The organism is Janthinobacterium sp. GL_088 (assembly GCF_057837845.1).
In genome coordinates this window covers 1,457,757-1,471,790 of sequence record NZ_CM174453.1, presented here as the reverse complement: position 1 = coordinate 1,471,790, position 14,034 = coordinate 1,457,757, and the positions used below count along the sequence as shown (strand labels likewise).

Genomic DNA, 14,034 nt, shown 5'->3' with positions numbered 1-14,034 from the left:
TGAAAAGCCCGGAAAGCTAAGCTTTCCGGGCTTTTTTTCATGCTGCGCGGCACTTTATTCCGCGTCGCCCTGCAAGCGGCGCTGCTTGACGGCCGCCGCCAGGTTTTCCAGCACGGCCACGCTGGCGCTCCAGTCGATGCAGCCGTCCGTGACGGACTGGCCATAGATCAATTCCTTGCCTGGAATCAAATCCTGGCGCCCCGCCACCAGATGCGATTCCACCATCACGCCGACGATGCGGCCATCGCCGCCTGCCACCTGGCTGGCGATGTCGGCGCACACGGGGATCTGGTTTTCCGGTTTTTTCGAGCTGTTCGCATGCGAGGCGTCGATCATCAGGCGCGCCGCCAGGCCTTGTGCGGCGATGGCCTTGCACGCCTCGTCCACGCTGGCCGCGTCATAGTTCGGGGTTTTTCCGCCGCGCAAGATGATGTGGCAATCCTCGTTGCCATTGGTCGAGACGATGGCCGAGTGGCCACCCTTCGTGACGGAGAGAAAATGGTGCGGCTGCGAGGCGGCCTTGATGGCTTCCACGGCGATCTTCACATTGCCGTCCGTGCCATTCTTGAAGCCGACGGGACAGGACAATCCCGACGCCAGCTCGCGGTGCACCTGCGACTCCGTCGTGCGCGCGCCGATGGCGCCCCAGCTGATCAGGTCGGCGATGTATTGCGGGCTGATGACGTCGAGGAACTCGGTGCCGGCCGGCAAGCCCAGCTCATTGATATCGCGCAATAGTTCGCGCGCCATGCGCAAGCCGTCGTTGATGCGGAAGCTGTTGTCCATGTACGGGTCGTTGATCAGGCCCTTCCAGCCCACCGTGGTGCGCGGCTTCTCGAAGTAGACGCGCATGACGATTTCCAGTTCACCCGCGAAACGCGCGCGCTCCTTGACCAGCAGGCGCGCATATTCCATCGCCGCCTTGGTGTCGTGGATGGAGCAAGGGCCGATCACGACCATCAGGCGGTCGTCCTGGCCATGCAGGATACGGTGCAGGGCAATGCGGGCGCTGGCGGCGGTCTGTTCGGCTTGCTCCGAGCAGGCGAATTCGCGGATCAGGTGGGACGGCGGGGTCAGTTCCTTCATTTCGCGAATACGCAAATCATCGGTGCGGGGCATCATTTTCTCCAAAATTTAAGGAAGGGTAAAACATCTGGGTAAAAAAAAACCGCCATCAGTGGCGGTTTTTTAGAATTTGCTGGGATCTCGTTTTGCTGCTACGTGAACCGACCGCTACTCCACCGCCTTTGGGTTGGAATTGCTAAAGTAAAAATAAGCGGTAAAAAAGTGGCGAGCGAACATGCGAGTCATCCGTAAGTGATGAACGACTATAAACCTAAATTGCAAGGGTTGGCAAGCATATTTGTCGGCAAAGCCGCATACCGCCGCCGTTTTACACTGCATAAGCCGCAAAAAAGCATAAAAAGTTGCGCGCCGTGAATCTCGCTGTGACGCTGCACCGGGCGCCACCGCTGTGCTCGTCGTGGCAACCACGCCACGCCAGCCATTCTATCGACGACAAGCAGGACACTCCTTGATCTAGATCTACTCCCGGCATCGCCGCACGGACAAAACTCAAGGACGTATCGACGACCTTTGACTGCCTGACCTTTCCGGAGAACCGCATGATCCCTACACCATCCTTGCAATCCGCCGCCTTTTCACCACCCGGACTGGGCCTGGCGCTGGCCAGTGCACTGCTGAGCTTACCCGTCCTGGCGCAGGACGCCGCGCCCATTGCCCGCGTGGAAATCACCGGCTCGAACATCCGCCGCGCTCAGGCGGAAACGGCGTCGGCCGTGCAAACCCTGAGCGCGGCCGACATTGAAAAATCGGGCAAGTCCAGCGTGGCCGAGCTGCTGCAAACCCTGGCTGTCGACAACCAGGGCTCCGTGCCCACCACCTTCGGCAACGGCTTTGCCGCCGGCGCCTCCGGCGTGTCGCTGCGGGGCCTGGGCACGGCCTCGACCCTGGTGCTGCTGAATGGCCGCCGCGTCGCGCCGTATGGACTGGCCGATGATGGCCAGAAAGTGTTTGCCGACCTGAACATCATTCCCCTGGAAGCGGTGGAACGGGTGGAAATCCTCAAGGACGGCGCCTCGGCCATCTACGGTTCGGACGCCATCGCCGGCGTCGTCAACGTGATCCTGCGGCGCGACTACCAGGGCACGGCCATCAAGGGCAATTATGGCAAGACGAAGGAGTGGGACGGGCGCGATGCGCGCGCCGCCATCACGCACGGCTTCGGCGACATCGACAGCGACCGCTACAACGTGCTGCTGAACCTCGAATACAGCGAAAAGGCCGCCATCTGGAACCGCGACCGGGCCGGCCGGGGCGCCGTCAGCCGCAGCGACTTGCGCGACCTGGGCTTCAGCGCGCAGGAGTCGCTCAGCGGCGCGGGCGCCATCACCACCAACAATGCGGCCGGCAGCGCCGTCAACGGCAATGTGCGCAATCCCGACACGCTCGACTACTACAACCGCGGCAACCTCGCCGGTGCGGGCTTTACGCGCACCTTTCCCGGCGCCGCCTGCGGCAACTTCACCACGCATCCGCAGGGCGATCCGGGCGGCGGCTGCCTCACCGATGCTGCCCAGCAATACGGCCAGATCCAGCCAAAGCAGAAGAACATCAATTTCTTCGGCCGCGCCGCCTGGCAACTGACACCGGCCCTGCAGACATATGCCGAACTGAACGTGTATCACAGCGAGTCACACTCGGCCACCACGCCCTCGACGGTCAGCGGCTCGGTCGGCTACCCGGGCGGCCCCGTCAGCAATGCAGGCGTATCGCTGGGCGCCGCCCACCCCGACAATCCGTATTTCGGCACGGCGGCACGGCTGCGCTACCTGGCGGCCGATGTGGGGCCGCGCCTGTCGGAAGTGACCTCCACCTTCACGCGCTTTGTCGCCGGCATCAAGGGCACGCTAGCGGGCTGGGATATCGACAGCGCCTTGCTGTACTCGCAAAACAAGGTGTCGAACGACCTGGACGGCTACCTGCAGCGCGACGTCGCCTTCGCCTTGCTCAATCCCACTGCCGGCAATGTGGCGGCGGCCAGCCTGAACCCCGCGTATGCGGCCCTGCCGGCCGGCAGCCTGTGGCGCATCGCCGAAAACGCGGGTCTCAATTCCGCCGAACTGTACGCGGCCCTGTCGCCGCGCATCTCGAACGATGCCAAGACGCATATCGCGCAAATCGACTTCAAGGCCAGCCGCGAAGTGGCCAAGCTCGACGGCGGCGGCCTGGGCGTGGCCGTGGGCGCGGAATTCCGCCACGAATCGACGGAACTCAAGCCCACCACGGGCACGGAACGGGGCAATATCATTGGCCTCGGCTATTCCGCCTACAAGGGCAGCCGCAATGCCTCGGCCATCTATGCCGAGGTGCTGGCGCCCGTGCTGAAGACCGTGGAACTGTCGGGCGCCCTGCGCGCCGACCATTTCACCGACGTGGGCAATTCCTATACGCCGAAAGTGGGCGTGAAATGGACGCCCGTGCGCGAACTGGCCCTGCGCGGCACCTTCGCCAAGGGTTTCCGCGCACCCAGCGCGGCAGAAAACGGCGTCGGCGGCCTGGCCGCGTTCTCCACCGCCAGCGACCCGCTGCGCTGCGCGCTGGGCGTGGAAGTCGCTTGCGATCCGGCCTCCATCGCCGTCATCACCTCGCCCAATCCGAATCTGTCGCCCGAGCGTTCGCGCAGCTATTCCGTGGGCGCCGTGTGGGATCCACTACCGCGCACCAGCATTTCCGTCGACCTGTGGCAAATCCGCCGCAAGAATGAAATCAACCAGGAGCAAACGGACACGGCCATCGCCGAAGGCCATGTGGCGCGCGACCCGTCGACGGCTACCGGCATCGCCGGCGATCCGGGCGCCATCACGGCCGTGCTGGCCAATTATGTGAATTCGGCGCAAACGACGGTGCGCGGCATCGATATCGACGCGCGCCAGCGCTTCAGCCTGGGCAACGACTATGGCAGCCTGGTGTTCGACCTGAAATGGACGCACTTGTACAAATGGCTGCGCACGGAACAGGATGGCACGCAGCGCGATTTTGCGGGCACGCACGGCAATTGCGACGTGTCCAACTGCATGGGCACGCCGGACGACCGCATCAACCTGGGCGCCACCTGGGAACGCCGGAACTGGCGCGTCACGGCCAACGTCAACTACCGCGCGCCGCTCGATAACGTGCTGTTCAAGAATGACCCGGACGGCTGCGCCACACATTTCGCCGATGGCACGGACGCGCCGCGCGGTTGCCGCATCGCCTCGTTCACCACGGTGGACCTGACGGCCCGCTGGCTGGCCACGCCCAAGCTGGAAGTGTTTGCGACGGTGCAAAACCTGTTCGACAAGATCGCCCCGCTCGACCCGCTGACCTATGGCGCCACGGGCTACAACCCGCTCGACTACGCGGGCGCGGCCGGACGGTATATCAGTGCAGGGGTGAAATACAAGTTCTGATATGCGTCAAAGTACCGGACGTGCCGGGCATTTCAGGAACTGCAGGCTCCTAAAATGCCTGCTTCAGCACTTACGCCGTACCGCCGACGGTAATACCGTCCAGGCGCAGGGTCGGCTGCCCCACGCCCACGGGCACGCTTTGCCCTTCCTTGCCGCACACGCCGACGCCCGAGTCCAGGCGCATGTCGTTGCCGATCATGGAAACGCGGTTGAGCACGTCAGGGCCGTTGCCGATCAGGGTGGCGCCCTTCACAGGGTAGCTGAGCTTGCCGTTTTCGATCATGTACGCTTCGCTGGCCGAAAAGACGAACTTGCCATTCGTGATGTCGACCTGGCCGCCGCCGAAGTTGACGGCATACAAGCCGTTCTTGACGGATGCGAGGATCTCGCCCGGATCCTTGTCGCCGCCCAGCATATACGTGTTCGTCATGCGCGGCATGGGCAGGTGGGCGAACGATTCGCGGCGCGCATTGCCCGTCACGGGCATCTTCATCAGGCGCGCATTCATGGTGTCCTGGATGTACCCCTTCAGGATGCCATCCTCGATCAGGGTCGTGCACTGCGTGGGGTTGCCCTCATCATCGATATTCAGGGAACCGCGCCGGCCAGCCAGCGTGCCGTCGTCGACCACGGTGACGCCCTTGGCGGCAACGCGCTCGCCGATGCACCCGGAAAATGCGGACGAACCCTTGCGGTTGAAATCGCCTTCCAGGCCATGGCCGATCGCTTCGTGCAGCAGGATGCCGGGCCAGCCAGGGCCCAGCACGATGGTCATGGGGCCGGCAGGCGCCGGGCGCGCTTCCAGGTTCACCAGCGCCGAATTGACGGCGTCCGTCGCGTATTGTTCCAGCACGGCATCGCTGAAATAGTCATAGCTGAAACGCCCGCCGCCACCGGCCGAGCCCGTTTCGCGGCGGCCATTCTGTTCCGCGATCACGGTCAGCGAGACGCGCACCAGCGGACGGATGTCGGCCGCCAGCACGCCGTCGCTGCGCAGCACCAGCACTACATCGTATTCACCGGCCAGGCCCGCCATCACTTGCACCACCCGGGGATCTTTCGCCCGCGCCATCTTTTCCACGCGTTCAAGCAATTGCACCTTGGCCGTGGCGTCCAGCGAGGCGAGCGGATCGTTGGGCAGGTACAAGGAACGTCCACCCTGCGGCTGCATCTGGCCCGCAATCTTGATTTTGCCGGCGCCGGCGCGCGCAATCGTGCGCGTGGCCGCCGCCGCTTCCAGCAGGGCCCGCTCGGAAATGTCGTCGGAGTACGCAAACGCCGTCTTGTCGCCAGACACGGCGCGCACGCCCACGCCCTGGTCGATGGAAAAACTGCCCGTCTTGACGATGCCCTCTTCCAGGCTCCAGCCTTCGCTCCTGGTCGACTGGAAGTACAGGTCGGCATAGTCGACCTTGTGCGTAAACATCGTGCCCAGGGCTTTCAACAGCTTGTCTTCGTCCAGGCCAAACGGCGTGAGCAGGATATCGCGCGCCACGGCCAGGCTGGACAGATTGGGTTCAAATGGGATCATGGCTCTTTCTCACAATTCAATTCACATCGTCCGATGCGCCAGAGCCGGCAGCGACTCGCGCACGCCGGCCAAAAACAGCAGGTCGATCTCGCCGCTGACCACGCCCTCGCCTTCGGGCAACACGGCTTTCACTTCGCCCCACGGGTCGATCAGCATACTGTGGCCCCAGGTGCGGCGGCCGTTCGGATGCAGCCCGCCCTGCGCCGAGGCCAGCACATAGCACTGGTTTTCGATGGCGCGCGCGCGCAGCAGCACCTCCCAATGGGCGCTGCCCGTCGTGTGGGTAAACGCGGCCGGCACGACGATCAGTGCGCAATCGCCCATGGCGCGGTACAGTTCGGGAAAACGCAGGTCATAGCAGATGGACAGGCCGACCCGGCCGAACGGCGTCTCGATCGAGCGCACCTGCGCGCCCGGCACGATGGTGCGCGATTCATTGTACGACTCGGCGCCGCGCGTAAAACCGAACAAATGGATCTTGTCGTAGCGGCCCGCCGGTTCGCCTTGCGGGTCGTACACCAGCGTGGTATTGAGGACCTTGCCCTCTTCGCCGGAAATCAGGGGCAAGGTGCCGCCGATCAGCCAGATGCCGTGCTGGCGCGCCATCTGCGCCATGCCATCCTGGATGGGACCGCTGCCGGGCTGTTCCGCATGGGCCAGCTTGTCCGTTTCCTGCTTGCCCATGATGGCCCAGTATTCGGGCAGCACCACCAGTTGCGCGCCAGCGGCGGCGGCCTGCGCCACCAGGCGCCGCGCCGTGGCCAGGTTGTCTTCCACGGAAGGCGAGGAAATCATTTGTACTGCTGCGACTGTATGCATCATTGCCACCTTTTCTCCATTCGAACGCCTCGCCTATTTCGCCACGGCCTCCACCGCTGCGGCGGCAGGCACGGCGACAGGGTCCAATTTACCACCATCGAGCTTGGTCACGACGGGCGCTTTCCACGGGCCGGCGATCTGCATGTGATAGGTGAGCGCCTTCATCACGGGGGCGCGCAGGAACAATTGCGCCAGGAAACTACCCAGGCCGATGACGGGGTTGACGGCCAGCGCGTAGACGAGCGGCCCCGTACCCAGGTTAAATTCCGGGATCACCACCACGTGCAGATTCGTCGTTTCATTGGCGATATCGGCCGTGCCATCCATCAGCACGGTTGCCGCCACGCCGTGCATCTTGAGGTTATCGGTGCTCACCACGCCGCGCTTGATGCTGGCGTTGGCCGTGATGCCGTCGAAGGCCAGGCCTTCGGAAAATACGTCGTGGAAATCGAGTTTCAGCAAGCGGGGCAAGGCTTGCAGGCTGAGCACGCCCAACAGCTTGGCCGCGCCCGGATCCTGCTTGAGGAACTGGCCCGATTCCACGTTCATCTCGATCTGCCCCGACAGGGTGGGAATGTCGAGCGAGTACGGCAAGCCATTCCAGGCGATGTCGCCGCTCAGGCGGCCCTTGCCGCGGCGCACCGTGTCGGCAAAGCCGAAACGGTCGAGCAGCTTGCCCGCATCGACGATATCGAGGCCGAAACGCAGGCTGGTCGTGCTTTGCCCATCCTTGATGACCCATTTGCCATTGCCGCTCAGGGCGCCATCGGGATTCGACAGTTGCAGCTTGCCCACGCGCCACTCGCGCCCGCCCGCCGCCATGGTGTTATATGCTTGCAACTCCAAGCGGCCAATCTTCTTGTTGAACAGCTCGAATTGCTCGGCAACGATATCGAGCGAGGGGATCGACTGGGCGCCACTCTTTCCCTCCAGTAAATTTTTCACGTCGTTGGCAGCCGACTCCGGAATGATCAGGGACGACAGGCGCGCCGTCATCTTGCCCAGGCCGGACGGCGTTTCCAGCCACGTCACATAGCCGGACACTTGTTTCGCATCAATATTGGCTTGCCACACATCCTTCTGGTGCGTGGCGCCCACGACCACGTTTTCCAGCTTGCGCTCGCCCAGCATCAGTTCGCTGGCGCGGGCCGCCATCATGTCCGGCACCACGTATTGGGCAATATCGGGCGCATCGTCGGCGGCGCCGCTGTCGGCAGGGGCCGCGCCGCTGCCGGCGATCTCGCTGCCGGCGGCAATCCAGCTGTCCACGTCCAGGGTTTTCATGTTGACGTTGAACATCATGCCGCTGTCCGGTTCCGGCGCCGGCACGTTCACGCCGATGCCGCCGCGCACCAGTCGCCAGGCATCCTTGCCCTGCTTCTGGCGCTGGTAGCGCGCAGCGATGCCGGAGCCCAGCGCGATGCGGATATCGTCCGTGCGCAAGCCCGCGCCGTTGGCCGCATTGCCCGTCAAGGTGAATTTCACGGGCAGGCTGTCGCCGGCCGGCTTTTTCAGGGGGGCGGGGAAATCCAGCCCCAGGCCCGTCAGCGGCGACTCGACATTGACCACCACCTGGTGGTCGCGCGCCGTGATCAGGCCGCTATAGCGCGCACCGCCATTCAAATGTTTCGCCAGGCGCTGCAGCACGGGCGCCGGATACGTCTTGCGCAAGCCGTCGATGGTCATGTTGCCTGCAATCTTGACCTGGATGGAATTGTCCGCCTGCGTACCGCCCGAGATGGCCAGAGGACCGCCCAGCAGGCTGCCGCTCAAGCCATTCAGGTTGACGCCCTTTTCATTGAATTCGATCTTGCCCTGCGTGCCCAGCACGGGTGGCATGTCGTGGAACAGCACCACGTCGTTGCCCGCCAGCTGCAAGCTGCCCTGCACGGTCGACTCAAGCATGCGTTCTATTGGCAAGTGCAACTTGAGGGCCAGTTTGGCGTTGCCCGTCGCCGTCGTTTCATCCGTGAAATGCTCGATCCAGCCCAGTACGGGGCTGGCCGTTACGTACTTGAGGAATTCCTGCATCGGGCCGGCCGCGTTGCCTTCAATGTCGAGCAGGGTGTCGAACACGGTCAAATCCGGGATCACGGCTTTGACATTCGTCAAGGCCACGCCGCCCGTGGTGGCCGTGTCGCCGCGGATTTCCATGCGCGCCCGTTCGAACACGAAACTGCCCTTGATCTTGTCCGCCTGCGGCCACAGGGGCGCCTTGCCGGCCAGCGGGCCGCTTTCCGCAAATTCGCCGGGCGCGTAGTTCAGGGTCCCATTCTCGAGCTTGCCGGCCACGCGGAAGTCGCCGCGATTGCGCTGGACGGGGGTGTCGGCCTTGAAGGGGAAATGCTCGAGTTCGCCGCGCAGGCGCAGGCTGACATCGCGCGCCACGCCGCCTTCCAGCGCCCCCGTCAACCAGTGGCGCAGGTGCTCGGGCGTTTGCAGCGGCAGGTAGCGGCCGATGGTGTTGATCTGGAAATTGTCGATCGTGCCCGTGAGGTCGATCTGGCCCAGGTTCTTGCCGTCGAGCGGCAGGCGGTGCGTGCCTTGCAAGGCAACGCGCAAGCCTTGCTGGTTGAAATCGAGCTTGTCCAGCTCGACTTGCAGCATATTGGCCGCTTCAAACGTCCAGCGCGCCTGCATGGCGAACTGTTCGAACGGCATGGCCGGTTCACTCAGGTACGATGGAAACTGCAGCACCAGGTCTTGCGCATCGATATTGATGCTGCCGCCCTTGTCGTTGGCGTCGATGCTGCCGCTGAGTTTATCGAAGCCGGGAATGGCCGGTGCGGCCGCCTGCGCGGGGCTGCCCGCCGTCTTCGCCACGGCCAGGCGCGCCGGCTGGGCATTGAGGCCCAGGTCGATGAGCTTGCCGCGCAATCGGTAGCTGGCCGGTGTCGCCATCTCGCCTTCCCACTGCGCCGAAAAATCCTGCAAGCGCCCACGCGGCGCCAGGGCGTCGAGGCGCTGGCGCTGCTGCTCGCCCAGCGGCAGCTTGTCGGCCAGCGCGGCCAGGGTTTGCAAATCAAGCGACTTGGCCGTGATTTCCGTGCGCGCCGGCTTGCGCTTCGTGGCGGCAATGAAACGCTCGGACAAGGTCGTCGGCGGCAGGCTGAGGCCATCGCGTGTTTCCACCGCGAAATTCGTCAGCTCGACCTGGTGACCATTCGCGCCAAACGTCGGCTTGCCGTCCGGCACCTGCGCCGACAGCTCTTCTTTGGCCGAAATGCGCCCGCTGACCGACAGCAGATCGAGCGGCGCGATATGCTCGCCCAGCTGCGCCTGCACATCCGTCAAGCCCACGTCGGCCGTGAAGCCGGCCAAGCGCGCGTGATCCAGGCTCAACCAGGCGCGCAGGGCGCCCTTGCCCTGGCTCAGCTCGAACGGATAGTCGAGGTAGCGACGCCAGGCTGCCAGGTCGGCGTTTTTCAGGTCGGCATACAGCTCGCCTTTCCACATCGACACATCCGAGATACGCGTGCTGAAAGGCGGATGCGTGAAGTGGGCGCGCACATCGATGGGCGCGGCCAGGCTGGCGGGCGGCATGGCTTGCAAGCCCAGCCGGTGGCTGCGCCAGCGGTTGCGCAGCAGCAAGTTGACCTGGGTTAAAGCCAGCTCGGGCGTGCCGCGCGCTTCGTCCGTCCAGCGCACCTTGCCGTCGCGAATGATGATGTCATGCTGCGACAGCAGCCAGTCGGCGCCCTTGCCATCGCTCCCTTGCGTGCTGTCGATCAACACGCCGGCCACATACAGCTTGCCATCCATGCTGCGCCGCACGTCCAGATCGGGCCGCGTAATTTCCAGGGTAGTAAAACGCACGGAACCGAGCACGCTCCACCACGACACGGTGGCCGAAATGCTCGGCAGGCTCAACGCCTGGCGCCCCGCCTGGTCGCGCAGGGTCACGTCGCCGAGGAAGAGATTCGGCCGCACGCCATGCCAGGAAGCATAAATGCGCGCGATACTGACAGGGTTGCCCAGCGCGCGGCTGGCCGCCCGCTCGATATCGCCTTTGTAATAATCGATATTCGGCAAGATGGCGTAGCGCAGGAATAAAAACAGCACGGCGAAGGCAAAATACGCCAGCAGCACCAGTTTGATGGTAAAACCCAATACATGGTGGGTGGCCAGGTTGGCCATGCGATAGGCGGCACGCAGCCGCTGCCAGCGCAGGGCCAATGGCACATGTTCTGTCACGCTTGCTTCTGGCGGTTTTTGCATCAATAAGCTAATAAACTGGCCCGGCGTCAAATAATGGCAAAAATCGTCTGCATTCGTGGTGCGCGCCTGCATCCTCGCGCTTGCGTCTGAGCAAAGCCTCCCTTACCATCGTCCGGAAGAGCACGTACTGCCGGCGGCATTCGGCCAGCGGCACAATTTTACCGCATCCCCCGCCATTCGCAGCCAAGTTAAACAAGAACATGCACGCAGCATCCACGAGACAGTTACCGATACCATGAGTACACAGCCTTTGATCTCCGCCTCCCGTTTCTACCAGCGCTGGCTGGACGCCGCCCCCGAGCGCGCCGCGCAGGTAGCGCAACTGGTGCGCGCGCCGCTGGACAAGCTCGACTTTGCCGCCGAGTTGGCCGCCCAGGCGAACGCCGCCACGCCGCCGCTGCCGCCCGAGCGGGCCATGCGCCGCCTGCGCAACCTGCTCGTCTGCGGCCTGATCGCGCGCGATCTTGACGGCCAGGCCGACTTGAACGAAGTCGTCACGGCCATGACAGACTTTGCCGATTTCGCCATCCGCACGCATGTGGACGCCATCATGGCCGAGATGGTGGCCCTGCACGGCATGCCGGTCGGCGAGGAATCGGGCGAGGAACAGGCCTTGATGGTGTTGGCGATGGGCAAGCAAGGCGGCGGCGAACTCAACGTTTCGTCGGATATCGACCTGATCTTTGTGTATCCGGAAGATGGCGACACGCACGTCACCGTGCCGGGCCAGCGCAGCCTGTCCAACCACGAGTTTTTCATTCGCATGGGCAAGAAACTGATCGCCGCCCTGGCCGAGATCACGCAAGACGGTTTTACTTTCCGCGTGGACATGGCCTTGCGTCCGAACGGCAACTCGGGTCCGCTGGCCGCCAGCCTCAGCATGGTGGAGCAATACCTGATCGTGCAGGGCCGCGAATGGGAGCGCTATGCCTGGGTCAAGGCGCGCGCCGTGACGGGCAAGGCCGAGGACATCGCTTCGCTCGACGCCATCGTGCGCCCGTTCGTCTTCCGCCGCTACCTCGATTTCGGCGTCATCGACGCCATCCGCACCATGCATGGCCAGATCCGCACCGAGGTCAACCGCCAGGAGCGCTTGCACCCGGACCGCAGCAACAACGTCAAGCTGGGCCGCGGCGGCATCCGCGAAATCGAATTCCTCGCGCAAGTGTTTCAGTTGATACGGGGCGGGCGCGACGCCGAACTGCGCGAACGTTCCACGCGCGCCACCCTGCGCACGGTGGCAGACAAGGGTTTGCTGGAACCGGCCATCGTGGAACAACTGCTCGGCTCCTACACTTTCCTGCGCAACCTCGAACATCGGCTGCAGTATCTTGACGATGCGCAAACCCACACCCTGCCCGCCAACGACGCCGACCGCCTCACCGTGGCGCAGATGATGGGCTTGCCCGACACGCCCACCTTGCTGGCCCAGCTGGAAGCGCACCGCGTGTTTGTCGCCGGCCAGTTTGACGAAATGTTCAGCGACAAGAGCAGCGGCACGCCGCCGGCCGACACGGGCATCGACCCGCAGACGTCGAACGACTGCGCCGCCTCGGACCAGCAGGAAGCCATCGAGGCGCGCTTTGCCGCCCTGGGTTTCCATGAACCGGCCGCCTGTGCGCACCGCCTGCTGGCCACGTGGCAGGCGCCCCGTTTGCAATCGTTGCCCGAGGCGAGCCGCACGCGCCTCGTCGCCCTCGTCAATTCCGCCCTGCCCCTGATCACCGATTGCTCCGTGTCCAATGGTAATGCCAGCCAGCTGGCCACCCTGGGCCGGCTGCTCGATTTCCTGGAAGCGATTGCGCGCCGCTCGGCCTATCTGTCATTGTTGACAGAGTATCCACATACGCTCGAGCGCGTCGTGCGCATGGTGTGCGCCAGCGGCTGGGCCGCCACCTTCCTCACGCAACATCCGATTTTGCTCGATGAACTGCTGGACGAACGCATCCGCAACTCGGTGCCGGACCCGGCCGCGCTGGCGCTCGACCTGCAGCGCCAGCTTGACGACGCGCCCGGCGACACGGAGCGGCAGATGGATATCCTGCGCGAAACACACCATGCGCAGCTGTTCCAGTGCCTGGCGCAAGACCTGGCGGGTGACCTGAGCGTGGAAAAGCTGGCCGACTACCTGTCGCAGCTGGCCGACATCATCGTCGCCGCCACCGTGCAAGCCGTCTGGCAAACGTTACCGACGCGCCACCGCGAGGTGCCGAAATTCGCCGTCATCGCGTATGGCAAGCTGGGCGGCAAGGAACTGGGCTATGTCTCGGACCTCGACGTCATCTTCCTCTTTGACGACGACGACCAGGAAGCGCCCGGCCTGTACGCCAAGCTGGCGCAGCGCTTCATTACCTGGATGACCTCGCACACCTCGGCCGGCATCCTGTTCGACATCGACATAGCCCTGCGCCCCGACGGCGCCTCGGGCATGCTGGTCTCCAGCGTGCAGGCCTTCGAGCGCTACCAGGGCAGCGCAGCCTGGGTGTGGGAACACCAGGCGCTCACGCGCGCGCGCTTCTGCGCCGGCGACGTCAGCATCGGCAAGCATTTCGAGCGCATCCGCGACACGATCCTGCGCAAGGAACGGCCGGAAAACGGTCCGCTCCAGGGCGAAGTGGTGGCCATGCGCAAGAAAATGCTGGACGCCCACCCGCCCCGCCCCGGCAGCTTTGATCTGAAACAGGATCCAGGCGGCATGATCGACATCGAGTTCATGGTGCAATATCTGGTGCTGCAGCATGCGGCGCAGTATCCGCAGCTGACGGCCAACTCGGGCAATATCGCCCTGCTGCGCCTGTGCGGCGAGCTGGGGTTGATCGATGCCCAGCTCGCCGCCCTGGTCGCCGACGCCTACCGCGCGCTGCGCAAACTGCAGCACCAGCTGCGCCTGCAGGGGCAAGACCTGGCGCGCGTGGAACCGGAGCGCGTGCGCGCGCATGCGGACAACGTCATGCGCCTGTGGCAAGCCATCTTTGGTGCCACCGCCTGAGGCCG

At 64.1% G+C, this 14,034-nt stretch carries 6 protein-coding genes; 2 read left to right on the top strand and 4 right to left on the bottom strand.

The annotated features are described in order from the left end of the window. Positions 1–54: 54 nt before the first annotated feature. Positions 55–1,119, bottom strand: a complete 1,065-nt coding sequence (gene aroG / locus AC3IQ7_RS06600; RefSeq protein ID WP_086146852.1) for a 3-deoxy-7-phosphoheptulonate synthase AroG — start codon at positions 1,117–1,119, stop codon at positions 55–57. A 506-nt stretch (positions 1,120–1,625) separates the two neighbouring features. Here aroG and AC3IQ7_RS06595 point away from each other — a divergent pair. Beyond that, complete coding sequence (locus AC3IQ7_RS06595) at positions 1,626–4,472, top strand: TonB-dependent receptor (RefSeq protein ID WP_489208662.1); 2,847 nt, start codon at positions 1,626–1,628, stop codon at positions 4,470–4,472. Between the two features lie 70 nt (positions 4,473–4,542). Here AC3IQ7_RS06595 and tldD read toward each other — a convergent pair whose 3' ends face one another. The 3 genes from tldD to AC3IQ7_RS06580 are packed head-to-tail and all read right to left on the bottom strand — an operon-like array spanning position 4,543 to position 11,016. Next, positions 4,543–6,003, bottom strand: coding sequence for a metalloprotease TldD (gene tldD / locus AC3IQ7_RS06590; RefSeq protein ID WP_099379395.1), 1,461 nt, complete (start codon positions 6,001–6,003; stop codon positions 4,543–4,545). A gap of 21 nt (positions 6,004–6,024) precedes the next feature. Continuing rightward, positions 6,025–6,825 carry a carbon-nitrogen hydrolase family protein gene (locus AC3IQ7_RS06585; protein WP_099379394.1) on the bottom strand — a complete coding sequence of 267 codons (801 nt, stop codon included), beginning with the start codon at positions 6,823–6,825 and terminating at the stop codon, positions 6,025–6,027. Positions 6,826–6,855: 30 nt separating this feature from the next. Beyond that, positions 6,856–11,016, bottom strand: coding sequence for a YhdP family protein (locus AC3IQ7_RS06580; protein WP_489208661.1), 4,161 nt, complete (start codon positions 11,014–11,016; stop codon positions 6,856–6,858). Between the two features lie 259 nt (positions 11,017–11,275). Between AC3IQ7_RS06580 and glnE the strand changes: the two genes are divergently transcribed. Then, complete coding sequence (gene glnE, locus AC3IQ7_RS06575; RefSeq protein WP_489208660.1) at positions 11,276–14,029, top strand: bifunctional [glutamate--ammonia ligase]-adenylyl-L-tyrosine phosphorylase/[glutamate--ammonia-ligase] adenylyltransferase; 2,754 nt, start codon at positions 11,276–11,278, stop codon at positions 14,027–14,029. The last annotated feature ends 5 nt before the right edge of the window (positions 14,030–14,034 follow it).